This window comes from Pseudomonas cistanchae, from assembly GCF_054483635.1.
The window spans coordinates 34,692-60,710 of sequence record NZ_JBTLWN010000007.1 but is presented as its reverse complement, the minus strand read 5'-3'; the positions used below and the strand labels follow the sequence as shown (position 1 = coordinate 60,710).

General features: G+C 60.8%; 31 protein-coding genes. 8 read left to right on the top strand and 23 right to left on the bottom strand.

Annotated elements, in window-relative coordinates:
- Positions 1-105 precede the first annotated feature (105 nt).
- From ACX0MV_RS18360 to trxA, 3 genes are all read left to right on the top strand, one after another.
- Positions 106-558: a YbaY family lipoprotein gene (locus ACX0MV_RS18360; RefSeq protein WP_458983943.1), complete on the top strand. Its 453-nt coding sequence runs from the start codon at positions 106-108 to the stop codon at positions 556-558.
- Positions 555-1,217 (top strand): class I SAM-dependent methyltransferase, encoded by a 663-nt coding sequence (locus ACX0MV_RS18355; RefSeq protein ID WP_458983942.1) that lies wholly within the window; start codon positions 555-557, stop codon positions 1,215-1,217. Before ACX0MV_RS18360 ends, ACX0MV_RS18355 begins: the two co-directional genes overlap by 4 nt.
- A 62-nt stretch (positions 1,218-1,279) precedes the next feature.
- On the top strand, positions 1,280-2,152 hold the full coding sequence (gene trxA, locus ACX0MV_RS18350) for a thioredoxin (protein ID WP_458983941.1): 873 nt from the start codon (positions 1,280-1,282) through the stop codon (positions 2,150-2,152).
- A gap of 19 nt (positions 2,153-2,171) precedes the next feature.
- On the opposite strand, the gene ACX0MV_RS18345 is transcribed toward trxA, so the two are convergent.
- Positions 2,172-2,510: a hypothetical protein gene (locus tag ACX0MV_RS18345; protein WP_458983940.1), complete on the bottom strand. Its 339-nt coding sequence runs from the start codon at positions 2,508-2,510 to the stop codon at positions 2,172-2,174.
- A 124-nt stretch (positions 2,511-2,634) separates the two neighbouring features.
- Here ACX0MV_RS18345 and ACX0MV_RS18340 point away from each other — a divergent pair, with 124 nt between their 5' ends.
- The 4 genes from ACX0MV_RS18340 (at position 2,635) to ACX0MV_RS18325 (ending at position 5,893) form a co-directional block, all read left to right on the top strand.
- On the top strand, positions 2,635-3,213 hold the full coding sequence (locus ACX0MV_RS18340) for a DUF2796 domain-containing protein (RefSeq protein WP_458983939.1): 579 nt from the start codon (positions 2,635-2,637) through the stop codon (positions 3,211-3,213).
- A gap of 115 nt (positions 3,214-3,328) precedes the next feature.
- Positions 3,329-4,039: an ABC transporter ATP-binding protein gene (locus tag ACX0MV_RS18335; RefSeq protein ID WP_458983938.1), complete on the top strand. Its 711-nt coding sequence runs from the start codon at positions 3,329-3,331 to the stop codon at positions 4,037-4,039.
- Between the two features lie 2 nt (positions 4,040-4,041).
- Positions 4,042-5,307: an ABC transporter permease gene (locus ACX0MV_RS18330; protein WP_458983937.1), complete on the top strand. Its 1,266-nt coding sequence runs from the start codon at positions 4,042-4,044 to the stop codon at positions 5,305-5,307.
- Positions 5,308-5,371: 64 nt separating this feature from the next.
- On the top strand, positions 5,372-5,893 hold the full coding sequence (locus ACX0MV_RS18325) for a DUF3299 domain-containing protein (protein ID WP_458983936.1): 522 nt from the start codon (positions 5,372-5,374) through the stop codon (positions 5,891-5,893).
- Positions 5,894-6,245: 352 nt separating this feature from the next.
- Here the strand turns inward: ACX0MV_RS18325 and ACX0MV_RS18320 are convergent, their stop codons facing one another.
- The 10 genes from ACX0MV_RS18320 to ACX0MV_RS18275 form a co-directional block, all read right to left on the bottom strand.
- On the bottom strand, positions 6,246-7,343 hold the full coding sequence (locus tag ACX0MV_RS18320; protein ID WP_458983935.1) for a tetratricopeptide repeat protein: 1,098 nt from the start codon (positions 7,341-7,343) through the stop codon (positions 6,246-6,248).
- Position 7,344: 1 nt separating this feature from the next.
- A complete protein-coding gene (locus ACX0MV_RS18315; protein ID WP_458983934.1) occupies positions 7,345-8,031 on the bottom strand; it encodes an energy transducer TonB in 687 nt (228 codons plus the stop codon).
- Positions 8,031-8,441 (bottom strand): ExbD/TolR family protein, encoded by a 411-nt coding sequence (locus ACX0MV_RS18310; RefSeq protein WP_458983933.1) that lies wholly within the window; start codon positions 8,439-8,441, stop codon positions 8,031-8,033. Before ACX0MV_RS18310 ends, ACX0MV_RS18315 begins: the two co-directional genes overlap by 1 nt.
- Positions 8,442-8,450: 9 nt before the next feature.
- Complete coding sequence (locus tag ACX0MV_RS18305; RefSeq protein ID WP_458983932.1) at positions 8,451-8,999, bottom strand: MotA/TolQ/ExbB proton channel family protein; 549 nt, start codon at positions 8,997-8,999, stop codon at positions 8,451-8,453.
- Complete coding sequence (locus ACX0MV_RS18300) at positions 8,992-10,338, bottom strand: MotA/TolQ/ExbB proton channel family protein (RefSeq protein WP_458983931.1); 1,347 nt, start codon at positions 10,336-10,338, stop codon at positions 8,992-8,994. Before ACX0MV_RS18300 ends, ACX0MV_RS18305 begins: the two co-directional genes overlap by 8 nt.
- Positions 10,335-11,105 carry a DUF3450 domain-containing protein gene (locus tag ACX0MV_RS18295; RefSeq protein ID WP_458983930.1) on the bottom strand — a complete coding sequence of 257 codons (771 nt, stop codon included), beginning with the start codon at positions 11,103-11,105 and terminating at the stop codon, positions 10,335-10,337. The genes ACX0MV_RS18300 and ACX0MV_RS18295 overlap by 4 nt, the downstream gene beginning before the upstream one ends.
- 356 nt (positions 11,106-11,461) lie before the next feature.
- A complete protein-coding gene (locus tag ACX0MV_RS18290; protein WP_458983929.1) occupies positions 11,462-12,391 on the bottom strand; it encodes an NAD-dependent epimerase/dehydratase family protein in 930 nt (309 codons plus the stop codon).
- On the bottom strand, positions 12,384-13,268 hold the full coding sequence (locus ACX0MV_RS18285; RefSeq protein WP_458983928.1) for a sugar nucleotide-binding protein: 885 nt from the start codon (positions 13,266-13,268) through the stop codon (positions 12,384-12,386). The genes ACX0MV_RS18290 and ACX0MV_RS18285 overlap by 8 nt, the downstream gene beginning before the upstream one ends.
- A 22-nt stretch (positions 13,269-13,290) precedes the next feature.
- On the bottom strand, positions 13,291-13,782 hold the full coding sequence (locus tag ACX0MV_RS18280; protein ID WP_458983927.1) for a single-stranded DNA-binding protein: 492 nt from the start codon (positions 13,780-13,782) through the stop codon (positions 13,291-13,293).
- A 17-nt stretch (positions 13,783-13,799) separates the two neighbouring features.
- Positions 13,800-15,188, bottom strand: a complete 1,389-nt coding sequence (locus ACX0MV_RS18275) for an MFS transporter (RefSeq protein WP_458983926.1) — start codon at positions 15,186-15,188, stop codon at positions 13,800-13,802.
- Between the two features lie 134 nt (positions 15,189-15,322).
- Here ACX0MV_RS18275 and uvrA point away from each other — a divergent pair, with 134 nt between their 5' ends.
- Complete coding sequence (uvrA, locus tag ACX0MV_RS18270; RefSeq protein ID WP_458983925.1) at positions 15,323-18,157, top strand: excinuclease ABC subunit UvrA; 2,835 nt, start codon at positions 15,323-15,325, stop codon at positions 18,155-18,157.
- Positions 18,158-18,231: 74 nt separating this feature from the next.
- On the opposite strand, the gene bfr is transcribed toward uvrA, so the two are convergent.
- The 12 genes from bfr to rpsE all read right to left on the bottom strand — a co-directional run bounded on the left by bfr (position 18,232) and on the right by rpsE (position 26,019).
- A complete protein-coding gene (bfr, locus tag ACX0MV_RS18265) occupies positions 18,232-18,696 on the bottom strand; it encodes a bacterioferritin (protein ID WP_458984218.1) in 465 nt (154 codons plus the stop codon).
- Positions 18,697-18,803: 107 nt separating this feature from the next.
- Complete coding sequence (locus ACX0MV_RS18260) at positions 18,804-20,252, bottom strand: catalase (RefSeq protein WP_458983924.1); 1,449 nt, start codon at positions 20,250-20,252, stop codon at positions 18,804-18,806.
- 169 nt (positions 20,253-20,421) lie between these two features.
- Complete coding sequence (gene rplQ / locus ACX0MV_RS18255) at positions 20,422-20,811, bottom strand: 50S ribosomal protein L17 (protein WP_458983923.1); 390 nt, start codon at positions 20,809-20,811, stop codon at positions 20,422-20,424.
- A gap of 42 nt (positions 20,812-20,853) precedes the next feature.
- On the bottom strand, positions 20,854-21,855 hold the full coding sequence (locus ACX0MV_RS18250) for a DNA-directed RNA polymerase subunit alpha (protein ID WP_458983922.1): 1,002 nt from the start codon (positions 21,853-21,855) through the stop codon (positions 20,854-20,856).
- A gap of 22 nt (positions 21,856-21,877) precedes the next feature.
- Positions 21,878-22,498, bottom strand: coding sequence for a 30S ribosomal protein S4 (gene rpsD, locus ACX0MV_RS18245; RefSeq protein ID WP_341438071.1), 621 nt, complete (start codon positions 22,496-22,498; stop codon positions 21,878-21,880).
- Between the two features lie 17 nt (positions 22,499-22,515).
- Positions 22,516-22,905: a 30S ribosomal protein S11 gene (rpsK, locus tag ACX0MV_RS18240; protein ID WP_013789773.1), complete on the bottom strand. Its 390-nt coding sequence runs from the start codon at positions 22,903-22,905 to the stop codon at positions 22,516-22,518.
- 30 nt (positions 22,906-22,935) lie between these two features.
- A complete protein-coding gene (rpsM, locus tag ACX0MV_RS18235; protein WP_010487012.1) occupies positions 22,936-23,292 on the bottom strand; it encodes a 30S ribosomal protein S13 in 357 nt (118 codons plus the stop codon).
- Positions 23,293-23,424: 132 nt separating this feature from the next.
- Positions 23,425-23,541 carry a 50S ribosomal protein L36 gene (rpmJ, locus tag ACX0MV_RS18230; RefSeq protein ID WP_002555468.1) on the bottom strand — a complete coding sequence of 39 codons (117 nt, stop codon included), beginning with the start codon at positions 23,539-23,541 and terminating at the stop codon, positions 23,425-23,427.
- A gap of 28 nt (positions 23,542-23,569) precedes the next feature.
- Positions 23,570-24,898 carry a preprotein translocase subunit SecY gene (secY, locus tag ACX0MV_RS18225; RefSeq protein ID WP_458983921.1) on the bottom strand — a complete coding sequence of 443 codons (1,329 nt, stop codon included), beginning with the start codon at positions 24,896-24,898 and terminating at the stop codon, positions 23,570-23,572.
- Entirely contained in the window at positions 24,899-25,333 is a 435-nt protein-coding gene (rplO, locus tag ACX0MV_RS18220; protein ID WP_090243121.1) for a 50S ribosomal protein L15, read from the bottom strand.
- 3 nt (positions 25,334-25,336) lie between these two features.
- On the bottom strand, positions 25,337-25,516 hold the full coding sequence (gene rpmD, locus ACX0MV_RS18215; RefSeq protein WP_079204534.1) for a 50S ribosomal protein L30: 180 nt from the start codon (positions 25,514-25,516) through the stop codon (positions 25,337-25,339).
- A gap of 2 nt (positions 25,517-25,518) precedes the next feature.
- Positions 25,519-26,019 carry a 30S ribosomal protein S5 gene (gene rpsE, locus ACX0MV_RS18210; RefSeq protein WP_013789768.1) on the bottom strand — a complete coding sequence of 167 codons (501 nt, stop codon included), beginning with the start codon at positions 26,017-26,019 and terminating at the stop codon, positions 25,519-25,521.

Here is a 26,019-nt window from a genome sequence, read left to right as displayed (position 1 = left end):
AGCCTTAGACGTAAAAGCGCCATGGTAGCGCATCCCGTAGGCAAGACAAGCCACCGGCTTTGCGGTATACAGGCGCGGTCCCCACCTGCTTGGTTGACTGCCCTGATGAATGCTCAAACGCCGTTGCGCCCGTTGCTTTTGCTCAGCTTGACCGGCCTGTTGGCGGCATGCGCCAGTGATGCTCCGCCACCCGCCCCAGCACCGCCGACGCCGCCCGCTGCTCCGACAGCACTACCGCCGACACCCGCCCATCAGCGCGAACTCACCGGCAGCCTGCTGAACGTGCCGACTGCGGCCGACGTCGAACTGGCAATGCTCGCCGTCGACGACAAGGGCCGACCGCAGACGCTGCTCGGCAATATCCAGTTGCGCGGTACCGGCGCAGCCGTGCCGTTCCGCCTGCCGTTCAACCCGGAGACCTTCAACAGGCACACCCGGATCGAGCTGCACGGTCGCGCCCATCAGGCCGGTCGCCTGATTCTGCGCTTGCAGCCGCAGACGATTCGCCAGGCGCAGAGCCAGGACCTCGGCGAGTTGCCCATGGTCCCCGCGCCGTGACAGCCCCCGCCGCGCTGCAGGGCGCGCTGAACGAGTTGCTTGGCGACGCCCAGCTCAGTGCAACCGCCCTGCCCGGCAGCGATATCCAGTTGTGGCTGATCGACGCGCAGAACATGGACCGCGCCTTCAGCCCGGAAGAAACCCGCCGCATCCTCGAAGAGCCGCCCTACTGGAGCTTCTGCTGGGCCAGCGGCCTGGTGCTGGCCCGTTGGCTGGCCGAAAACCCCGAATGGGTGCGCGGCAAACGAGTGCTGGATTTCGGTGCTGGCTCCGGCGTGGTGGCAATTGCCGCGGCGAAAGCGGGTGCGCGCGAAGTGGTGGCCTGCGACCTCGACCCGCTGGCACTCGCAGCCTGCCGAGCCAACGCGGCGCTGAACGAGGTCGAGCTGAGCTACTCCGCGGATTTTTTTGCCGAGGCCGACCGTTTCGATCTGATCATCGTCGCCGACGTACTCTACGACCGCGCCAACCTGCCGCTGCTCGACCAGTTCCTCAGCCGCGGGCGCCAGGCTCTGGTGGCCGACTCGCGAGTGCGCGATTTCAATCATCCGCTGTACATCCGCCTCGGCCAGATGGAGGCCAGCACCTGGCCGGACCTGGCCGAACCTGCAGAGTTTCGCCACGTCAGCCTCTATCATGCCGAGCGCCTGAACGGCTGACTTGTAACCGGCGCCCAGCGCCCACACTTATAGTCCACATCATTTCGCCCACGAGACCGACCATGAGCGACTCACCCTACATCTTTGATATCGCCGGCACTGCCAGCTTCGAACAACTGGTGATCGAGAATTCCTTTCATAAGCCTGTGCTGGTGGATTTCTGGGCCGAATGGTGCGCACCGTGCAAAGCGCTGATGCCGCTGCTGGCACAGATTACCGAGGGGTATCAGGGCGAACTGTTGCTGGCCAAGGTCGACTGCGACGTTGAGCAGGACATAGTCGCGCGCTTCGGCATTCGCAGCCTGCCAACCGTGGTGTTGTTCAAGAATGGCCAGCCGGTGGACGGGTTTACCGGTGCGCAACCGGAGTCGGCAATCCGCGAAATGCTCAAACCCCACGTCGCCGAGCCTGCGCCTGCCACGGCCGACCCGATGGAAGCGGCCCAGGCGCTGTTCGGTGAAGGCCGTTTCGCCGATGCCGAAGCACTGCTCAAGGTGTTGCTGACGGAAAACAACGAACAGGCTGCGGCGCTGATTCTGTATGCGCGCTGCCTGGCCGAGCGCAGTGCGCTGGACGAAGCGCAAGCAGTACTCGATGCCGTCAAGGGCGATGAACACAAGCAGGCGTTGGCCGGTGCCCGTGCGCAGCTGACCTTCCTGCGCCAGGCGGCCGACCTGCCGGAGGTGGCCAGCCTGAAAACTCGCCTGGCGCAAAATGGTGAGGACGACGAAGCCAGCTACCAGTTGGCGATTCAGCACCTGGCCCGTCAGCACTACGAGCCGGCACTGGATGCGCTGCTCAAGCTGTTTGTCCGCAACCGCAACTACGCCGACGGCCTGCCGCACAAAACCCTGTTGCAGGTATTCGACCTGCTGGGCAATGACCACCCGCTGGTAACGGCATATCGCCGCAAGCTGTATCAGGCGATCTACTGACCCGACCCACCTGCGGCGACTAACCGACCCAGCGATAAATGGGCGCATCCGCGCCCGCTTCCACCCGCACCTGCGCGCAATGACGCAGGCGCACCAACAGCCGCTTGCCCGCCACCTCACCACCCGCCAAGCCGGCCAGTTGCTCCAGCAGCTGCGGCCCCTCAAGCTGGCCGGCCTGGCGCAGCAGCTCCAGGGTGGTTTGCCATAACCCATCGTTGCCTGGAGACGCCGGCATCGGGCGTGGCTCGGCGCACGGCTCGACTGCAAGGTGCTGAGCCAGATGCGCCCAGTCCTGCGCGTCCAACTCGATCGTCAGATCAACCGACCACTCGCCGACTCGCCCATGAATTCGCACCATAATCCCACCTCGTATCAGCTGCAGGCATGCTCCCACGCCGAAGGCGGTCCGCCAAGCGATGCTGGATCTGCGCAGATAAAGTTGTTATAACGTAACGATAAATTTTAGTAAATCGGAGACGTTTATGCGCCGCCTACTGCTTGCTCTGCCATTTGCCATGCTGCCATTGAGCGCCCTCTATGCCAGCGATCACGACCATGAGCACAGTCATGCTCACGAGGAACATGCCAGCCTGGATGCCCACGAACATGGTGTCGCGCTGCTCAACGTGGTGCTCGATGGCCAAGCCCTAGAGCTGCAGCTGGAAAGCCCGGCAATGAACCTGGTGGGTTTCGAGCATGCCGCCGAGAGCGAAGCCGATAAAGCCAAGGCCGCGGCTGCACGCAGCCAGCTGCAAGATCCGCTGGCCCTGTTTGCATTGAGTGCGGGCGATTGCAGCGTGAGCGAAGCGGAACTGGAAAGCCCGCTGTTTGAACACGACGAACATGAAAGCCATCACGACCACGACAAAGACAGCGAGCACAGCGAAATCCACGCGCACTACCGGCTCGACTGCAAAAAGCCCGGCGAGCTGAAACAATTGAACCTTAGCGAACTGTTCGAGCGCTTCCCCGCCACCGAGAAAATTCAGGTACAACTGATCGGCCCGAACGGCCAGCAAGGCGTGGAACTGACGCACGCACAGCCGACCCTGAGTTTCTGATTTGCCGATGTAACCTAGGGTGGATGACGCGTTACCCATCCACTGGTTTTGTGGTGGATGAAAAGAGCATCAGCTACGCGTCCCGATCCACCCTAGGCGCCAAACGAGTTCCTCCATGAGTTCAGCCCTGATCCAACTGTCCAATCTCGGTTTTGCCTGGCCCGGCCAGACCGAACTGCTGGACATCGACGCGTTCACCCTGCAGCGCGGCGAAAGCCTGTTTCTCAAAGGCCCGAGCGGCAGCGGCAAGACCACCCTGCTCGGCCTGCTCGGCGGCGTGCAGAAGCCCAACCGCGGCAGCATTCAGCTGCTCGGCCAGGACTTGAGCCAGTTATCCGCTGGCGCCCGCGACCGTTTTCGTGTCGATCACACTGGCTATATCTTCCAGCAGTTCAACCTGCTGCCGTTTCTCTCGGTACGCGAGAACGTCGAGCTGCCCTGCCATTTCTCCAAACTACGCGCCGACCGTGCAATTCAGCGGCATGGCAGTGTCGGCAACGCCGCAGCCGCCCTGCTCGCCCACCTTGGTTTGCAGCAAGCCAGCCTGCTGGAACGGCGTGCCGGTGAGCTGTCGATCGGCCAACAGCAACGGGTGGCCGCCGCCCGCGCGCTGATCGGCCAGCCGGAGCTGGTGATCGCCGACGAGCCCACCTCCGCCCTGGATGCCGATGCCCGCGAAGCCTTTCTCGAACTGCTGTTCGCCGAATGCCGAGAGGCGGGTTCCAGCCTGCTGTTTGTCAGCCACGACCAAAGCCTGGCGCGGCTGTTCGACCGCAGCCTGTCGTTGGCGGAACTCAACCGCGCCACCCGCCTGGCGGAGATTTAACGATGTATCTACTGCGCCTCGCCCTGGCCAGCCTGGGCAACCGCCGTTTTACCGCCTGGCTGACGGTGTTCGCCATCGCGCTTTCTGTGTGTTTGTTGCTCGCGGTCGAGCGGGTGCGTACCGAAGCACGCGCCAGCTTTGCCAATACCATCAGCGGCACCGACCTGATCGTCGGTGCGCGCTCGGGCAGCGTGAACCTGCTGCTGTATTCGGTGTTCCGCATCGGCAACGCCACCAACAATATTCGCTGGGACAGTTTCGAGCAGTTTGCCCAGCACCGTCAGGTCAAATGGGCGATTCCGATTTCCCTCGGCGACTCGCACCGCGGCTACCGGGTAATGGGCACCAGCCCGGCGTACTTCGAACACTATCGCTATGCCCGCAGCCACGCCCTGAAGATCGAGCAGGGCCGCGCCTTCGCGGACGATCCCTTCGAGGTGGTATTGGGCGCGGAAGTAGCGCAGGCGCTGAAGTACAGCATCGGCGAGAAACTGGTGCTGGCCCATGGCGTGGCGACCATCAGCCTGGTCAAGCACGACGATAAACCCTTTACCGTGGTCGGCATTCTGCAACGCACCGGCACACCGGTGGATCGCACCCTGCATATTTCCCTGGGCGGGATGGAAGCGCTGCATATCGACTGGCAGAACGGCATGCCGGCCCGCGGCGCCGGGGTAGTCAGCGCCGAGCAAGCCAGAAATATGGATTTGCAGCCCAAGCAGATCACTGCGTTCCTATTGGGTTTGAACAGCAAGATCGCCACCTTCAGCCTGCAGCGCGAGATCAACGAATTTCGCGGCGAGCCGTTGCTGGCAATTCTCCCCGGCGTCGCCCTGCAGGAACTCTGGAGCCTGATGGGCACGGCGGAAAAAGCACTGTTCGTGGTCTCGCTGTTCGTCGTGCTGACCGGGCTGATCGGCATGCTCACGGCGATCCTCACCAGCCTCAACGAACGCCGCCGGGAGATGGCGATTCTCCGTTCGGTGGGCGCCCGGCCTTGGCATATCGCCAGTCTGCTGATATTGGAAGCCTTTGCCCTGGCACTGGCTGGGGTACTGCTCGGCCTATTATTGCTGTACGCCGGAATCGCTACGGCGCAAAGCTATGTGCAGGCTAACTACGGGCTTTATCTGCCGCTTAACTCGCCAACGACCTATGAGTGGACGCTGCTCGGCGCTATTCTGGCGGCCGCCCTGCTGATGGGCTGCGTGCCGGCCTGGCGGGCCTACCGGCAATCGCTGGCTGATGGTCTGTCGATTCGCTTGTAACTCGTCGGGGTGCCAAACCGGTTCGAGATCAACGCTTCCGTTTATTTGCGTACGAGGTAATGCCATGTTCCGTCCCCTGCTTGCCGCTGTGCTTGTTGCCCTGAGCGCGCCGTTGTCGGCCGCCGAGGCGCGCGAGCTGGCGTGGTCGGATATGGTGCCCGCCGACGCGCCGCCGCAGATCGTCGAGCCAGCCCCCATGCACGACCTCTCCCAGTTGGCTGATGCGCTGGCGGAATCAGGTCCGGCTGCGGCGCAGCAATCGCCGGCGGCCCCTGTGGTCGAAGCATTGGACGGCCAAGCGGTCAAGCTGCCGGGGTATATCGTGCCGCTGGACGTGACTGACGAGGGCCGAGTGACCGAATTTCTGCTGGTGCCCTACTTCGGCGCCTGCATCCACGTGCCGCCACCGCCGTCCAACCAGATCGTGCATGTCACCAGCGAGCTGGGCGTGCTGCTCGACGCTTTGTATCAACCGTTCTGGGTCGAAGGCCCGCTCAAGGTGGAGCAGACCAGCAGCGAACTGGCCGAAGCCGGCTATCAGATGCAGGCCGAGAAGATCTACGCCTACGAGCTGCCGGAAAGCTGATTCACACGTTGAGCCTGTAGGGTGCGCCAGGCCTGCACCTTGCTGCGCTCCAACGCCGGAGCTGGGCCAGGCTCAACCGTAGGGTGCGCCATGCGCACCAGCTTCCTCTTAGGTCTGAGTTGGTGCGCACGGCGCACCCCACGCTGGTCGCGGCGATCAGCTGCGGCTGGCGACGCGCTTTTCCCGCTCGAAGCTCAACTCACTTTCCACCCAGTTGCGCCACGCCCGCACCTTTCTGCGCTCGGCGTCAGCGCGCTCGGGCCAGGCTCAGCCCGTAGGGTGCGCCATGCGCACCAGCTTCCCCTTAGGTCTGAGTTGGTGCGCACGGCGCACCCTACGCTGGTCGCGGCGATCAGCTGCGGCTGGCGACGCGCTTTTCCCGCTCGAAGCTCAGTTCGCTTTCCGCCCAGTTGCGCCACGCCCGCACCTTGCTGCGCTCGGCGCCGGCGCGCTCGGCATTTGCCAGGGCGTCCAGGCCAGCCTGCCAGCGCGCCTGTTCCAACTCCAGCTGGGCCAGGCTCAGCCAGTGTTTGGCACTGCCGGAGCGCGCGGCGAGTTTGCGGTAGATCTGCGCCGCCTCGCCACGTTCGCGCGCCTGCCACCAGAGCAGCCCCAAACGCTCCTCACGCGCGGCCGTGCGGGGCAACAGCCCCTGCTCAAGCATGCCGGCGAGCAACTTGGCACCCTGCCAGGGCTGATCCGCTGCACCCGCCAGCAGCACCAGGTTATCCAGCTCATCCTCGCTGAAGCGCAGACCCTTCTGATACGCCGCGCGCAGCGTCGCCAAAGCTTTGTCATGACTGCCGCCCAATTGCTGCAGCGCCGCCAATTGTCGCCAGCCCTGCACCTGATTCGGCTGGCGCGCCAGCAACTGTCGCTGCCAACGCTCGGCGTCCGCGTACTTTTTCAGGTCGGCGTTCACCGCCACCAGAAACTGCAACCAGCTATCGGCAGCCTGCGGATTGGCGCGGACGTAGCGCTCGGCCAGCGGCAAGGCCTTGGCCGGCTGACCGAGGCGCTGGTAGGCCTGCACCAGCATCTGCAGCACGTCTTCGCTGGCGCTTGCCTGCCCCGGCGCCAACAGCTCCACCACCCGGGCGTAGCGCTGCTCGGTCAGGTTCAGGCGAGCCAGATTCAGCGCTTCGGCGGCATGCAGTTCGGCGTCCAGCTTGCCGCTCTTGATCACGCGGTCGAGCAACTCGATGGCGTTGCCGTTTTGCCCTTCAGCCCAGGCCAGGTAACCGCGGCTGCGCCACAACAGCACCTCTTCCAGGCTGCCGGGCTTACCGCTGGCGGCGTCCAGTGCACGGTGAGCGGCTGCGTAATCGCCCTTCTGTTGCGCGTTCTGCGCAGCATCCAGTGCGCGGAACACCGCCGGCTCGACCTGCTGTTCGGCAGCGTAGGCCGTCGCTGCGCCACACAACGCCAGCAGCAGTAATAGACGGTACATTTCAGCGCCCTCCTTCTAAGCGAAAGTACAGGGTTTTGACTGCTTCACGGGCGACCGCCAAACCGTCTTCGGTACGCGGGGCAAAGCGCCACCGCACCGCTGCACGGCGGGCTTCGCGATTGAATACATTCTGCGGATTCGCCTCAATCACCCGGACGTTTTCCACCGCGCCCGCCCGGTTGATGGTGAAAGCGAGTTTGACGTGCCCCTCGATGCCACGTGCCAAGGCGTTGGCCGGGTAAGTCGGGCTTACATCATTGAGCGGTATCACTTCGCTCTCCGGTCCGCCCGGCTGCCCGGCGGATTCGCTCGTGGCCGCTGGCACGCTGGGCGCGGCGGCGCCCGCGGCGAGGCCGGTCAGGCTTGGCGTTGGCGCACTGTTGACGGCGATCCCGCTGTTCAGGCTTGGCACAGGCAGATCCAGAGCTGGCAGATTCGCCGAGGGTGCGGCGGTCATCGGCGTGACCGGTGTTGGCGGCTGCGGGGTTTGCGGCTGGGGCGGCTGCGGTGCCTGCTGACGGGTACGGGTCGAGGCGTCGCTCGACTCGCCATCCAGACGCACGAAGTTGGCGACCGTGACCGGTTCCTCCGAGGGCTTGCTGCTGGGCGGTGCGACCATCGACAGCATCAGGCCGAACAACGCCACGGCCATCAGGCAGGCGGCGAGAAAGGACAGCGGCACGCGCATCAAAGCGACCCTGCAGTCGCGGCCAGGGCGACATCCTGCACGCCGGCCAGACGCGCCTGGTCCATGACCTGCACCACCAGACCGGTACGCGCATCCTGGTCAGCCTGCACCACCACGGCGCCATCCGGCTGATCGACGCGCATGCGCTCGACATGGGCACGCACGCTGCGCACGTCGACGACTTTCTTGTCCATCCACACCTGCCCGTCGGCAGTAATGGCGATCAGGATGTTGCCCTTGTCCTGCGGACTGGCGGTTTGCGCCTGGGGGCGCTGCACTTCGACGCCGGCTTCCTTGATAAAGGAGCTGGTGACGATAAAGAAGATCAGCATGATAAAGACCACGTCGAGCATCGGCGTCAGGTCGATGCCGGTGTCTTCGTCTTGCTGGTGGTGACGGCGCATTCGCATGTTGTTATCTCAGTCGTGACGCAGCTGATCGGCCAGCCGCTCAAGGGCCAGGCGCGCATCGCGTTCGAGGCGCGCCAGGCTGAACAATCCACTTATCGCCAGCACCATGCCGGCCATGGTCGGCAGGGTTGCCTGCCAGACGCCGGCGGCCATGCCGCGCGGGTTGCCGGTGCCGCTGATGGCGAGTACGTCGAACACCGCGACCATGCCGCTCACGGTGCCGAGCAGGCCGAGCAAGGGGTACATGGCGACCAGGGTCTTGCTCATGCGCAGCGGCCCGGCCAGTTGTTGCCTGGCCTGGGCGAGCCACGCGCTGCGCACGGCGCGATGCCAGGTGCCGCTATCGTCGCGGGGCAATTGCTGCCAGGCCTGGCGATGGGCCGCTACCCACCCCGGGAACACCCGGCGCATGTACCAGAAGCGCTCGAACACCAGGGTCCAGAACAGCACGCAAAGCACGGCCAGTGCCCACATCGCCACGCCGCCGGCCCCCATGAAGTCGAGCAGACCATGGGCGCCATCCACCAGCCGCAGCCACAGGGCCAGCCCATCAGTCACGGCGCGGCGCTCCGGACAGGTGCAAGGCGATCAGCCCGGCACTTTGCTGCTCGAGCAGCTGAATCAGGCCTTTGCTGCGGCTGGCCAGCAGGGTATGCAGAAACAGCAGGGGAATCGCCACGACCAGTCCTTGCACGGTGGTCACCAGCGCCTGGGAAATGCCATCGGCCATCATCCGCGAGTCGCCTCCACCGCCTTGGGTGATGGCCTGGAACGTAACGATCATGCCCGTCACCGTTCCCAGCAGGCCGAGCAGCGGTGCTACCGCGCACAGGAGCTTGAGCAGACCCTGGCCCTGTTCCAGGGGCGGCGTTTCCTGCAGGATCGCCTCGTCGAGTTTCAGCTCAAGGGTTTCCAGGTCGGAGAGCTGCGGCTTAGGCCCGAGCACACCAATCACCCGGCCCAGCGGGTTGTCGTCACGCGGTACGCTGAGGTCACGCATCTGCTGGCTGACACGCCCGGCGATCCGGCCGAGGAACAGCAGTCGCCATGCGGCCAGCAGCAGCCCGAACAGCCCCAGGGCAACGATTACCCAGCCCACCAGGCCACCCTGTTGCAGGCGATCCCAGAGTTCCGGTTGACGCTGCAACTGCGCTAGCAAGGTGCCGCGGCTCGGGTCGATCGGCAGACTGGCGAGCGCAGCGTCGGCCTGCAGATAATCTTCGATCTGGGCTGAGCCGGAAGGCTGTCGTTTTGGCGCAAGAAGCTCTCCGGCATCGGCGTCGTAGCGCAGAAACGCATCCTCGCCATAAGCGGAGAAGGTACCAACGCGCAGCACCGGTTGCTCGCTGCGGGTGCCGTCAGCGGCGACGACGGGAAGTTGCAACCGCTCGACCCGGCCGCTGGCGGCCAGGTCCTCAAGAAGCAGCATCCAGTACCCATCGAGATCGGCGGCCGAGGGCAAGGCGCGGCTTTCAGCCAGTGCTTCGAGCTGCTCGATACGCTGCGGATACTGTGCGTTGAGCAGGCTGTCCTGCCATTGACCGGCGACGTCGCCAGCACTCTGACGGACCACGCCGAATAACTCGCCAAGATGGCCCGAGCGTTGGGCGAGCAGCTTTTCCTGCTCGGCCAACTCGGCTTCCTGACGGTCGAACTCGGCTTTCAGGCGTTCGGCTTCGGCGGTCTGGGCGTTAAGTGCGGCACGCGCGCTGGCCAACAGTTGTGCGCGCTCGCCGCGCTCGGCAATGAAGGCCTGCTCACGGCTCTGCATGGCGCTGACTTCAGCCGCGCGCTCGCTGCGAATGCGTTGCAGCAGTTGATCCGGGCTCAAGGGTTCGGCGGCACCCGCAAGCGCAGGCAACAAGCCCAGGGCAATAGCAAAAAGACCACGGTTCATTGCTGCGACTCCTGGGCGAGGGTTTTCACTGGCAGGTCGAGCAATGCCGGGGCCTGCTCCTGACGGGCGATGCCGATCGCTTGGCGCAATGGACGTCGGGCGTCGCCTTCCAGTACTTGCCAGCTGCGGCTCTTGGGATCCCACCAACCGCTCTCGTGGCCGTCGAGGGTCTGGTAATAAAGCATCACGCGGCCAAGGCGAAGAAACTCGACGCTGCGCGAACCGTCCTCACCCAGCAGCTCTCCACGCCAGGCTTCAAGGGTGCGCCCATAGTCGCTTTCGATCTGATAGGCCTCGAGGATGCGGCGGTATTTCTCCGCCAGGCTGACGTCCGCCCGTGGCAGCAGCTCCTGCAGCTGAGCCAGACGGTCGCTGCGCTCGTCCGGCAGAAACGGCAGGTCGGCAGCAATAAACTCGCCCAGCACTTCCACCATGCGGCGCATCTGTGGCGTTACCGCTTCCTGGGTGCGCTCGATGCCTTCCAACTGCTGTTGATACCCGGCCAGTTCCTCACGCTGTGCGGCGACCAACTGTTTCAATTGCTCGTTATAACCTTGCAGGGCTTCAGTCTGCTGCAAGGCATTGCGGTACTCGGTGAGCATCTCGCGACTGGCGTCGTCGAGCTGTTCGATACGCGCCTGGGAGGCCTTGGCCTCGACGGCCAAGCGCTGGCTCTCATCCAATGCGGCATCCAGGGGCGCGGCCAGCAAAGGCGTACTGCTGAGCAACAGCGCAGCGCCCAGCAAACGGAAAGGTGACGAATTCATGCGAGGACTGATCCTTGAACGACAGATTACCGGAAAATGAAACATTATAACCTTTCCAGGGGATGATCTACCCTGAATAAATCGAGAACGCGGCTAACAGCGTAGGCTGCCAGTGAACCGACCTCTTTAGCAAAGAGAACTATTATCATCTGCAATCGTATTGAAGGCAATGGACGCATGGCCTTGGCGACTCAGTCCCATGATTCGTTCCTATGCGATATGCATCAGACGCAGCCAGGCGCTGCCGCGCTCGTTTAGCGCAGCAGTGAATCCGTTAGGATTTAGAAGGCTGGAGTGAGCCAGCCGGAGCGTTAAATCTGCGAGTTGAGCTGGCCTGAGGGGCAGCTCAACTCGGTTCAGTCCGCCAATCCAAGCAGGCGTTTCAGGCCGACGGCGATTGGCGTTTGCACCGGCACCTGGTAACGATCCAGCAGTCGCCCGTTAGCCGCCTGGGAGTGGCGGATATCGCCATCGCGTGCTGGCCGGTAATCCACGACAGGCAAGCCCCCGCATAAGGCGCCAATCTCGGCGAGCAGCTGGTTCAGACTGATGGACCGATTCCAGCCCACGTTCACTGCGTCGATCGCGACCTGAGGCGCCTGCAGCGCTTGCAGGAGAATTCTCACCAAATCATCGATATAGAAGAAATCGCGAGTCTGTTCACCGTCACCAAACACCGTGATCGGCAGCCCTTGCTGGGCCCGCTGGGTAAAGATGCTGATCACTCCGGAATAGGGCGATGAAGGATCTTGCCGCGGGCCGAAAATATTGAAGAAGCGAAAAATCGCCGGTTCCAGACCATGCTGCCGACGGTAAAAGTCCAAGTACTGTTCGCCGGCGAGTTTGTCTGCAGCGTAGGGTGTGAGCGGTGCCTTAGGAGTGTTCTCATCAACTGCCTGGCCCTGGCCGTTGCTGCCATAAACCGCGGCGCTGGACGCATACAGCACACGTTTGATGCCATGCGCGCGCATGGCTTCGCACACATTGAGGGTACCGACGAAATTGCTCTGATGAGTGGCGACCGGGTCATCCACCGACGCCTGTACCGACGCCACCGCAGCAAAATGCGCGACAGCGCTGCAGCCGGCCATGGCCTGTGCAACCACAGCTGCATCGGCAACGTCGCCCTGGATAAAGCGAAGACGGGGATTGTCCAGCGCCAGGTTGGCCTGTTTGCCCATCGACAGGTTGTCCAGCACGCAGACGCCATGGCCTTGAGCCAACAACGCATCGACCAGATGCGAGCCAATGAAGCCGGCGCCGCCCGTTACAAGAATTTCAGCCATGACGGTAATAACGATCCAAAAGGCTCGGCAAACCTGAGCGCCATGCGCGTGGTTTGATACCGAAGGTGTGCAGGATTTTCTTGCAGGCGAGTACCGCGTGCTGCGGCTCATCCAGAACGTCTGGCCGAATGGCATGCGCCTGAGCGGTTATTTCTTCAACCAGGTTGCTGCGGAAACTGCGCGATTCGCTCAGTACGGCCTGGCCGAGCGCCAGGGCCGTGGTCGCCTCATGACCACCGTAATGGTAGGTGCCCCATAGCGGAGTCTGGCAATCGAGCTGCTTTAAGACCGCGAGAATGACGCGGGCCGCATCATCGACAGGCGTTGGATTGCCGCGCCGGTCGTCCGCCAGCAGCAAAGTCTCTTCGCACTCAGCCCGCTGCAGAAAGCGACCGAGCAGACCTTCGGGGCTGTCATCCAGCAACCAGCCAAAGCGAATCAGCACATGCCTTGGGCAAGTCGTGCGCACGCATTGCTCCAACCGCAACAATGCCTGCCCACGCACGCCCAGCGGTGCAGGCTCCTCTTTCTCGCTGTACGCCATGACACGCGAGCCATCGAATACCCGATAACTCGAAGGCTGCAGAAGGCGAATATCATGATGCTGGCAAAGCTCAGCGAGGCGCTCGACCGTACGCTCCTGCTCTTCAATGCGGCTCGGGTCGATCGCTTCGGCCTGAAACCAGTCGAAGTAGTAGGCCAGATTGATCAAGGCGTCGGGGCGGGTGTCATCAAGCAACTGGGTCAGGCTGGCGGGGTCCCAGCCTGACTCGGGTGGTCTCGGTGCGACAAAGCTGATGTCCTCTTCGGCACCGAGGCGGATCAACGCCTGACCCAGAGCATTTCCGCCGCCCAGCAGCATCAACCGCATTCGCATGATAAAGCGCCGACTCAGTTGATCAGAACGGGATATCGTCGTCGAAGCTGTCGTAATCCGGGGCAGGCTGAGCCGCTTGCTGCGGAGCCTGACGTGGCGCCTGCTGCTGGGGCTCGCGTTGCGGGGCCGGGCGTTGCTGGCGCGGTGCGGAATCACCGCCGGCATTGTCTGGACGGCCGCCCAGCAGCTGCATGGTGCCCTGCATGTCGACGATGATTTCAGTGGTGTAACGCTTGATGCCGTCTTTTTCCCACTCGCGGGTTTGCAGCTTGCCTTCGATATAAACCTGCGAGCCCTTGCGCAGGTATTCACCCGCGATTTCGGCGACTTTGCCGAACAGCGAGACACGGTGCCACTCGGTTTTCTCGACCTTCTGGCCAGTCTGCTTGTCGGTCCACTGCTCGCTGGTGGCGAGGCTCAGGTTGGTCACCGCGTTGCCGCTAGGCAGGTAGCGGGTTTCCGGGTCCTGTCCGCAGGTACCGACCAGAATGACTTTGTTAACCCCACGGGCCATATCGTTCTCCTAGGCTTTCAGCACGCCACGGGCGCCGACTCGATGAGGCGCTCCAGGGACGTGCGGTCCAATTGTTGAGTGTCCACTTTGATATAGATGGCGGCTTCATCAACCACCACCACGGCATCCGCCACTCCGGGCACAGCCTGTAAACGCTTGGCCAAACCCACTTCTTGCAACGCCACCGCTGAAAGCGGCAGGCGCAGGCTGGTGACATAAGGCGGTTCGCGCATAGTAACAGCAAAGCCCAGCCAGAGAAGACTGATGGCGGCGCTCCCCTGAAAGACCCCGGCTAGGCCAAAATGCTGATACAGCCAGCCGCCGAAAATACCGCCCAGTGCCGCGCCGAGAAACTGGCTGGTGGAATAGACGCCCATCGCCGTGCCCTTGCCACCCGCAGGGGCAACCTTGCTGATCAGCGACGGCAGCGAGGCTTCCAGCAGGTTGAAAGCGGTGAAAAACACCACGGTCCCCAGCACCAGTGCGCGCAGGTCGCTGCCGAACAGCCAGAAGTACAGTTCGCAGAGCAACAACACGCTTACGGAGCCGAGCAGCACATGCTTCATCCGGCGCTTTTTCTCGCCGTAGATGATGAACGGCACCATCGCGAAGAAGCCCACCAGCAATGCTGCCAAATAGACCCACCAGTGCTCTTCTTTCGGCAAGCCGCCCCGCTCCACCAATGCCAACGGCAGGGCGATAAAGCTCGCCATCAGGATCGCGTGCAACGCGAAAATACCGAAATCCAGGCGCAACAGATCCCGATGCTTCAGCGTGGGTAACAACGCCTGGCGCGCCACGCCCGATTCGCGGTGCTGCAGCGGAGCGTTCGAACTGGGCACCAATCCCGCAACGATAACAATGCCCAGCAACGCCATTGCCGCGGTGGCCATAAATAACCCCGACAGACCGAACGCCCTGGTCAGCAGAGGGCCAACAACCATGGCCACGGCAAACGACAAACCGATGCTCATGCCGATCATGGCCATCGCCTTGGTGCGGTGCTGCTCGCGGGTGAGGTCCGAGAGCAGCGCCATCACCGCCGCGGAAATCGCCCCGGCGCCCTGCAGTACACGGCCAGCGATCACACCCCAGATCGAGTCGGCGTTTGCCGCGAGCAAGCTACCCGCCGCGAAGATCAGCAAACCCGCATAAATAACCGGCCGTCGGCCGATGCGGTCGGACAGCATGCCAAAGGGAATTTGCAGCAGCGCCTGGGTCAAACCGTAGGCACCAATCGCCAGGCCTATCAGCGCAGGCGTGCTTCCCGTCAGATCCATGCCATAGGTTGCCAACACCGGCAGCACCATGAACATACCGAGCATGCGGAAGGCGAACACCAGCGCCAGCCCACCGGCCGCGCGGGTTTCACTGCCATTCATGCGCTCGCTGTGCGGATCGTGCATGGAAAACGCCCTGTGCAAATAGGCGGCGATTCTAGCAGCCCCTCTCGCGATGGCACAGCAGTGACGCTTTGCCGCGCCGCCGCGCGGGGCCGTATACTCACTGGTTTTCCGCCCGCCATGCGAGGCCGTCGTTTGTGGACAAGATTCTGATCCGTGGGGCACGTACCCATAACCTGAAAAATATCGACCTCACCCTGCCGCGCGACAAATTGATCGTGATCACCGGCTTGTCCGGCTCGGGCAAATCGTCGCTGGCCTTCGATACGCTGTATGCCGAAGGTCAACGCCGTTACGTGGAATCGCTGTCGGCTTACGCCCGGCAGTTCCTCTCGATGATGGAAAAGCCCGACGTCGACACCATCGAAGGGCTGTCGCCAGCCATATCCATCGAGCAGAAATCCACCTCGCACAACCCCCGTTCCACCGTGGGCACCATCACCGAAATCTACGACTACCTGCGCCTGCTTTACGCACGCGCCGGTATTCCGCGCTGCCCGGATCACGACCTGCCGCTGGAGGCGCAGACCGTCAGCCAGATGGTTGACCAGGTGCTGGCCCTGCCCGAGGGCAGCAAGCTGATGCTGCTCGCACCGATCATCCGCGAGCGCAAAGGCGAACACCTGATGGTGTTCGATGAACTGCGCGCCCAGGGCTTCGTCCGCGTGAGGGTCAACGGCAAGCTGTATGAGCTGGACGAACTGCCGAAACTGGACAAGCAGAAGAAGCACAGCATCGATGCTGTGGTTGACCGCTTCAAGGCGCGCGGCGATCTGCAGCAGCGTCTGGCCGAATCCTTCGAAACCGCCCTGAAGCTGGCCGACGGCCTGGCGCTGATTGCTCCGATGGATGATGAAGCCGGCGAGGAAATCATCTTCTCCGCCCGCTTCGCCTGCCCTGTATGCGGTCACTCGATCAGCGAGCTGGAGCCCAAGCTGTTTTCCTTCAACAACCCTGCCGGCGCCTGCCCGACCTGCGATGGCCTGGGGGTGAAGCAGTTCTTCGACACCAAGCGCCTGGTCAACGGTGAACTGACCCTGGCCGAGGGCGCGATCCGCGGCTGGGACAGGCGCAATGTTTACTACTTCCAGATGCTCGGCTCGCTGGCTGCGCATTACGGCTTCAGTCTGGAGAAACCGTTCGACGACCTCAGCGCCGAACACCAGAAGTGCATCCTGTTTGGCAGCGGTTCCCAGAACGTCGACTTCAAATACCTGAATGACCGAGGCGATATCGTCAAGCGTTCGCACCCCTTCGAAGGCATCGTGCCTAACCTGGAGCGACGCTACCGCGAGACCGAGTCCACCAGCGTGCGCGAGGAGCTGGCCAAGTTCCTCAGCACCCAGGCCTGCCAGGACTGCCGCGGCACCCGCCTGCGCCGCGAGGCCCGCCACGTGTGGGTCGGTGAGAGAACGCTGCCAGCGGTGACCGGCATGCCGATTGGCGACGCCACCGAGTATTTCGCCAGCCTGGCGTTAACCGGCCGCCGCGGCGAGATCGCCGAGAAGATCCTCAAGGAGATCCGCGAGCGTCTGCAGTTTCTGGTCAACGTCGGCCTCGACTACCTCACACTGGATCGCAGCGCCGACACGCTCTCGGGCGGTGAAGCCCAGCGTATTCGCCTGGCCAGCCAGATCGGTGCGGGCCTGGTCGGGGTAATGTATATCCTCGACGAACCGAGCATCGGCCTGCACCAGCGCGACAACGAGCGCCTGCTTGGCACGCTGCGCCATCTGCGCGACATCGGCAATACGGTGATCGTGGTCGAGCACGATGAAGACGCCATCCGCATGGCCGACTACGTGGTGGATATCGGCCCGGGCGCAGGTGTGCACGGCGGGCAGATTGTTGCCCAGGGCACGGCAGCCGAAGTCATGGCCCATCCCGACTCGCTGACCGGCAAATACCTCTCCGGTCGGGTGAAGATCGCGGTCCCGGCCAAGCGTACGCCGCGCAACAAGAAACTTGCCCTGAAGATTAAAGGCGCCCGCGGCAACAACCTGCGCAATGTCGACCTGGATATCCCGATCGGCCTGCTTACTTGCGTTACCGGCGTGTCCGGCTCGGGCAAGTCGACGCTGATCAACAACACCCTGTTCCCGCTCAGCGCCACCGCGCTGAACGGCGCGACCACCCTGGAAGCTGCCGCCCACGACAGCATCGACGGCTTGCAACACCTGGACAAGGTGGTGGATATCGACCAGAGCCCGATCGGCCGTACACCGCGCTCCAACCCGGCAACCTACACCGGTTTGTTCACACCGATCCGCGAACTGTTCGCCGGCGTACCGGAATCGCGCTCACGCGGCTACGGGCCGGGTCGCTTCAGCTTCAACGTCAAGGGCGGGCGCTGCGAAGCGTGCCAGGGCGACGGACTGATCAAGGTAGAGATGCACTTTCTGCCGGACATCTACGTGCCCTGCGATGTGTGCAAGAGCAAGCGCTACAACCGCGAAACCCTGGAAGTGAAGTACAAGGGCAAGAACATCACCGAAGTGCTGGACATGACCATTGAGGAAGCACGGCTGTTCTTCGATGCCGTGCCTGCCCTGGCGCGCAAACTGCAAACGCTAATGGATGTCGGCCTGTCCTATATCAAGCTGGGCCAGAGCGCGACCACCCTGTCCGGCGGCGAAGCGCAACGAGTGAAGCTCTCCCGCGAGCTTAGCAAGCGCGACACTGGCAAGACCCTGTATATCCTCGATGAGCCGACCACCGGCCTGCACTTCGCCGATATCCAGCAACTGCTCGATGTGCTGCACCGCCTGCGTGATCACGGCAACACCGTAGTGGTGATCGAGCACAACCTGGACGTGATCAAGACCGCCGATTGGCTGATCGACCTCGGCCCGGAAGGCGGCTCAAAAGGCGGCCAGATCATCGCGGTCGGTACGCCGGAAGAAGTCGCCGAAATGCCGCAATCGCACACCGGTTACTTCCTCAAGCCGCTGCTGGAGCGCGACCGAGCTTAGGCAGTCAATGCACCAACAAGGGCTACCGCCCAATAAAAAGCCCCGATGAATCGGGGCTTTTTATTGGGCGACCCTTAAAACTGGGTCTGCAGGTAGTTTTCCAGCCCCATCCTGTCGATCAAATCTAATTGGACCTCCAGCCAGTAGGCGTGGTCCTCCTCAGTGTCCTTCAGCTGGGCCAGCAAAATATCGCGACTTGGGTAGTCCTGATGCCGCTCGCACAAAGCGATGCCTTCACTCAACGCCGCACGCACCTTGTACTCCAGCGTGAGGTCAAGCTTGAGCATTTCCGGCACGCTTTGGCCAAATGTGAAAGCGTCAGGGGTCATGTCCGGCAATCCTTCGAGAAACAGGATGCGTTGCAAAAGCGCATCGGCATGCTGCGTCTCTTCCTCCATTTCATGGTTGATGCGCACAAACAGCTTGTTGAATCCCCAGTCGGCATACAAACGTGAATGCACGAAATATTGATCACGCGCGGCCAGTTCGCCCTTGAGCAAGGTCTTGAGGCAATCAATCACGTCCACATGGCCTTTCATTACAGTCCTCCCGCCGGTTTTCAGCATTGTCGCGCAGACCGAGCTCGACCAACAGCCCGCGCAGAAAAAACAAAGCCGCCCTTCGGGGCGGCCTTGGTTAATCCGGATTAGCGGCGCTGCAAGCCCAATCCCCTCGCAATGCCTTCACCGTATGCGGGGTCGGCCTTGTAGAAGTACTCAAGCTGGCGCTCCTGCACATCTCGCGTAACCGACTGCATGGCGCCGACGATATTGTCGATCAGCAGTGCCTGCTGGTCGGCATTCATCAGGCGGAACAACGCGCCAGCCTGGCTGTAATAATCGTCATCGACGCGGTGGTCGAAACGGTCCGCATCACCACTTAAGGCCAGCGCCGGCTCGGCATAGTGCGGCGCCTGCTTGGGCGCGTCAGCGTAGCTGTTCGGCTCGTAATTCGGCGCCGCACCGCCATTGCTGCCAAACGCCATGGCGCCATCGCGCTGGTAGGTCTGCGCAGGAACTCTTGGTGCATTCACCGGCAATTGCTGGTGATTGGTACCGACCCGATAGCGGTGCGCATCGGCATAGGCAAACACACGACCCTGCAGCATCCGATCAGGTGACAAGCCAACCCCGGGCACCATATTGCTAGGGCCGAATGCCGACTGCTCGACCTCGGCGAAGTAGTTCAGCGGGTTACGGTTGAGCTCCAGTTCGCCCACTTCGATCAGCGGATATTCCTTCTGCGACCAGGTCTTGGTCACGTCGAACGGATTCTCATGATGCGCTGCCGCCTGGGCCTCGGTCATGACCTGGATGCATACGCTCCACTTCGGGTAATCACCGCGCTCAATGGCTTCGAAAAGGTCGCGCTGCGCATAATCGGGATCTGTACCAGCAAGACGAGCGGCCTCGATTGGCGCCAGATTCTTGATGCCTTGCTTGGTCTTGTAGTGCCACTTGACCCAATGACGAACCCCGCTCGCATTGATCAGGCTATAGGTGTGGCTGCCAAAACCATGCATGAAACGGTAGCCATCCGGGATGCCTCGATCGGAGAACAGAATGGTGATCTGGTGTAACGCCTCCGGGGAGTGGGACCAGAAATCCCAGACCATCTGTGGGCTTTTCAGGTTGCTCTGCGGCAGGCGCTTTTGGGTGTGGATGAAGTCGGGAAACTTCATCGGGTCGCGAATGAAAAACACCGGCGTATTGTTGCCGACAATGTCCCAGTTACCTTCCTCGGTGTAGAATTTCAGGGCAAAACCTCGCGGATCACGCTCGGTATCCGCGGAGCCACGCTCCCCACCCACAGTGGAAAAGCGCAGGAAGATAGGCGTTTGCTTGCCGACAGACTCAAACAGCTTGGCGCTGGTGTAGGAGGTAATGTCGCGAGTCACGGTAAAAGTGCCATAGGCACCTGAACCTTTCGCATGAACCCGACGCTCTGGAATGTTTTCGCGATTGAAGTGCGCGAGCTTTTCGATCAGGTGGAAGTCATCAAGCAACAACGGTCCGCGAGGACCCGCCGAGCGGGAATTCTGGTTATCGGCAACTGGCGCGCCACTCGCCGTTGTCAGGACTTTATTCTGACTCATCCTTATCTCCATCCTCAGTATTGAAGGGTGCCGTTTAGCGGCTGAGGAGGAGTATTGATGACAATCTAAAAACAAACAAATTTATAGACTATTTGAAGGCAATAGTTTTTCACTAAAAACAGGCATAAAAAAACCGGGCCAGAGCCCGGTTTTTTCTACAACCTACGACTTACTCTGCGACTTCTACAGCTTCGCCACCGACCGGACGGTCGACCAGCTCAACGTATGCCATCGGAGCGTTGTCGCCAGTGCGGAAACCGCACTTGAGAATACGCAGGTAACCGCCCTGGCGGGTGGCGTAACGCTTGCCCAGGTCGTTGAACAACTTACCAACGATGGCTTTCGAACGAGTACGGTCGAAGGCCAGACGACGGTTAGCAACGCTGTCTTCCTTGGCCAGAGTGATCAGCGGCTCAGCAACGCGACGCAGTTCTTTGGCTTTCGGCAGAGTAGTTTTGATCAGCTCATGCTCAAACAGCGATACCGCCATGTTCTGGAACATGGCCTTGCGGTGTGCGCTGGTGCGGCTGAGGTGACGGCCACTTTTACGATGACGCATGGTTCAATTCCTTACCAAACTCTCGTTTGGTGATGATGACGATCAGGCAGTCGCCTTGTCGTCTTTCTTCAGACTTGCCGGCGGCCAGTTGTCGAGGCGCATACCGAGGGAAAGACCGCGAGAAGCCAGAACATCCTTGATTTCGGTCAGGGACTTCTTGCCCAGGTTCGGCGTCTTCAACAGTTCTACTTCGGTACGCTGAATCAGGTCGCCGATGTAGTAGATGTTTTCTGCCTTGAGGCAGTTAGCCGAACGAACGGTCAGTTCCAGGTCATCCACAGGGCGCAACAGGATCGGATCGATCTCGTCTTCCTGCTCGATCACCACTGGCTCACTGTCACCTTTGAGGTCGACGAACGCAGCCAACTGCTGTTGCAGAATGGTTGCGGCACGGCGAATGGCCTCTTCCGGGTCCAGGGTACCGTTGGTTTCCAGGTCGATAACCAGCTTATCCAGGTTAGTGCGCTGCTCGACACGGGCGTTTTCCACCACGTAAGAGACGCGACGCACCGGGCTGAACGAGGAGTCGAGCTGCAAGCGGCCAATGCTGCGGCTTTCGTCTTCATCGCTCTGACGGGAGTCAGCCGGCTCATAGCCGCGACCACGAGCCACGGTGAGCTTCATGTTCAGCGCGCCATTGGAAGCCAGGTTAGCAATCACGTGGTCGCCATTGACGATTTCAACATCATGATCCAGCTGAATGTCGGCAGCGGTAACTACACCAGAGCCTTTTTTCACCAGGTTCAGCGTCACTTCATCGCGACCGTGCAGTTTGATAGCCAGACCTTTCAGGTTGAGCAGGATTTCAATGACGTCTTCCTGAACACCTTCGATGGCGCTGTACTCATGGAGTACACCGTCAATCTCGGCCTCGACTACTGCACAGCCAGGCATGGAGGACAACAGGATGCGGCGCAGCGCGTTGCCCAGGGTATGGCCAAAGCCACGCTCGAGAGGCTCGAGAGTGATCTTGGCACGGGTCGAACTGACCACCTGCACATCAATATGGCGGGGGGTCAGGAACTCATTTACCGAAATCTGCATGGATGCACCTATTTTCTAGCCCTTACTTGGAGTAGAGCTCGACAATCAGGCTTTCGTTGATGTCAGCGGAGAGATCACTGCGAGCCGGGACGCTTTTGAACACGCCAGACTTCTTCTCAGTGTCTACATCTACCCATTCAACGCGGCCACGCTGGGCACACAGCTCAAGAGCTTGAACAATGCGCAGCTGATTCTTCGATTTCTCGCGGACTGCAACGACATCACCAGCTTTAACCTGGTAAGACGGAACGTTTACAGTTTTACCGTTTACGCTGATCGCTTTATGCGAAACCAGCTGACGGGATTCAGCGCGGGTAGCACCGTAACCCATGCGATAAACCACGTTATCCAGACGGCATTCGAGCAACTGCAGCAGGTTCTCACCAGTAGCGCCTTTCTTGCCGGCTGCTTCTTTGTAATAACCGCTGAACTGACGCTCGAGCACACCGTAGATACGACGAACTTTTTGCTTTTCACGCAGCTGGGTGCCGTAGTCGGACTGACGGCCACGGCGCTGACCGTGAATACCTGGGGCTGCTTCGATGTTGCACTTCGATTCCAGAGCGCGTACGCCACTTTTCAGGAAAAGATCTGTGCCTTCACGACGAGACAGTTTGCATTTGGGACCAATGTAACGAGCCATTTCTCACTGTCTCCTGATTACACGCGACGCTTCTTCGAAGGACGGCATCCGTTGTGCGGGATGGGCGTCACATCGGTGATGCTGGCGATCTTGTAACCGCAGCCGTTCAAAGCACGGACGGCGGACTCACGACCCGGACCGGGACCTTTGACGTTGACGTCGAGGTTCTTCAGACCGTACTCCAGCGCAGCTTGACCAGCACGCTCAGCAGCCACCTGGGCAGCGAACGGGGTGCTTTTACGCGAGCCGCGGAAACCCGAACCACCAGAGGTAGCCCAGGACAGAGCGTTGCCCTGACGGTCAGTAATGGTCACGATTGTGTTGTTGAAAGAAGCGTGGATGTGGGCGATCCCATCAACCACCGTCTTCTTGACTTTCTTACGAGTACGAGCAGCAGGTTTTGCCATGACTAGATTCCTGTCGATGCGCGAATGCGATTACTTGCGGATCGGCTTACGCGGGCCCTTACGGGTACGCGCGTTGGTCTTGGTACGCTGACCGCGAACCGGCAGACCACGACGATGACGCAGGCCGCGATAGCAACCCAGGTCCATCAAGCGCTTGATTTTCATGTTCACTTCACGACGCAGGTCGCCTTCGGTATTCACCTTGGCTACTTCGCCACGCAGCTGCTCGATCTGCTCGTCAGAGAGATCTTTGATCTTCGCCGCCGGATTAACCCCGGTAGCAGCACAGATTTTCTGTGCAGTGGTGCGACCAACACCGAAGATGTAGGTCAACGAGATAACAGTGTGCTTGTTATCCGGAATGTTAACGCCTGCAATACGGGCCATTCAGTGGAACTCCAATTGACAGCTACCTACGCCCCGGAAGCCAAGAAATAGGGCGCGAGATATTAACGCTGTAATAACAAATAATCAACCCGGCAGCGCACTAGCTGCCGGGCTTATAACGCTCACTCACACTCAGCCTTGGCGCTGCTTGTGACGCGGTTCCGCGCTGCAAATCACGCGAACAACACCTTCGCGACGAATAATTTTGCAGTTACGGCACAGCTTTTTCACCGATGCACGAACTTTCATCACCAACTCCTCGAACCTTATGGACACTTCAGCGGAGCATGCCGCTGCCGTAGCCCTTCAGGTTGGCTTTCTTCATCAGGGATTCGTACTGGTGCGAAACGAGGTGCGACTGTACTTGCGACATAAAGTCCATCACAACCACTACCACGATCAGCAACGAAGTCCCGCCGAGATAGAACGGTACGTTGGCAGCCACCACCAGAAACTGGGGCAACAAGCATACGGCCGTCATGTACAGAGCACCGAACATGGTCAAGCGGGTCAGTACGCCATCGATATAGCGTGCCGATTGCTCGCCCGGACGGATACCCGGAATAAAGGCACCGGACTTTTTCAGGTTTTCCGCTACGTCTTTCGGATTGAACATCAAAGCCGTATAGAAGAAGCAGAAGAAAATGATCCCTGCACTAAACAGCAAAATGTTCAACGGCTGACCAGGAGCGATAGCCTGCGAAATATCCTGCAGCCAGCCCAAACCTTCAGACTGACCGAACCAGGAACCCAGCGAAGCCGGGAACAACAGAAGGCTACTGGCGAAAATAGCCGGGATAACCCCGGCCATGTTCACTTTCAACGGCAAGTGACTGGTCTGCGCAGCGAAAACCTTGCGGCCCTGCTGACGCTTGGCGTAATGCACCGCTATGCGGCGCTGACCACGCTCAATGAACACCACGAAACCGATGATCGCTACTGCCAACAAGCCGATGGCAATCAAGGCAAAGATGTTGATATCGCCCTGCCGAGCAGACTCAAAAGACTGCCCAATTGCCGACGGCAGACCGGCCACGATGCCTGCAAAAATCAGCATCGAGATACCGTTGCCGACACCACGCTCGGTGATCTGCTCGCCCAGCCACATCATGAACATCGCACCCGCCACAAAGGTGGTGACTGCTACGAAGTGGAAGCCGAAATCGATCGAGAACGCTACGCCCTGACTCGCCAAGCCAACGGACATGCCGATGGCTTGAACAAATGCCAGAACGAGGGTGCCGTAGCGGGTGTATTGGCTGATCTTGCGACGACCAGCCTCACCTTCCTTCTTCAACTGCTCCAGCTGCGGGCTGACTGCGGTCATGAGCTGCATGATGATCGATGCCGAAATGTACGGCATGATCCCCAATGCAAAAATGCTCATGCGCTCCAGCGCGCCACCGGAAAACATGTTGAACAAGCTAAGAATGGTCCCCTCATTCTGTCGAAACAGGTCCGCCAACCGGTCCGGGTTTATGCCTGGAACTGGGATGTGTGCGCCAATTCGATAGACGATGATCGCCATGAAGAGAAAGCGCAGACGAGCCCAGAGCTCGGATAACCCGCCATTGCTGAGCGCTGAGAGAGCACCTTGCTTAGCCATTTATTCCTCGAACTTACCGCCAGCTGCTTCGATAGCCGCACGCGCACCTTTGGTGACGGCGATACCTTTAAGGGTGACCGCTTGAGTAACCTCACCGGACAGCATGACTTTCACACGCTGTACGTTTTGGTTAATCAGGTTGGCATCCTTCAGCGACTGCAGAGTAACAATGCCGCCTTCGATTTTGTTCAGCTCGGACGTACGCACTTGCGCGCGATCCATAGCCTTCAAGGAAACGAAGCCGAATTTAGGCAGACGACGGTGCAGAGGCTGCTGGCCGCCCTCAAAACCAGGGGCAATGGTGCCACCGGAGCGGGAGGTTTGACCCTTGTGGCCGCGGCCACCAGTCTTACCCAAACCGCTACCGATACCACGGCCCGGACGGTGCTTCTCGCGACGGGAACCCGGCGCAGGACTCAGATCATTCAGGTACATGGATTAACCCTCGACTCGCAGCATGTAGTAAGCCTTGTTGATCATCCCGCGATTCTCGGGAGTATCCAGTACTTCTACGGTGTGACCGATGCGACGCAGACCCAAACCCTTAACGCAGAGCTTATGGTTGGGGATACGGCCGGTCATGCTTTTGATCAGCGTGACTTTTACGGTATTAGCCATGATTAGAGAATCTCCTCGACGCTCTTGCCACGCTTAGCCGCAACCGAATCCGGAGACTGCATAGCCTTCAGACCTTTGAAAGTGGCATGCACCACGTTCACAGGGTTGGTCGAGCCGTAGCACTTGGCCAGAACGTTCTGCACGCCAGCGACTTCCAGAACGGCACGCATCGCGCCGCCGGCGATGATGCCGGTACCTTCAGAAGCAGGCTGCATGTACACCTTGGAAGCGCCATGGGCGGACTTCATGGCGTACTGCAGGGTGGTACCGTTCAGGTCTACCTGGATCATGTTGCGACGGGCGGCTTCCATTGCTTTCTGGATAGCAGCCGGCACTTCACGGGATTTGCCACGGCCGAAACCGACGCGACCCTTACCATCACCCACCACGGTCAACGCGGTGAAAGTGAAGATACGGCCACCCTTAACGGTCTTGGCAACGCGGTTAACCTGCACCAGCTTCTCGATATAGCCTTCGTCGCGCTTTTGGTCGTTATTTGCCAT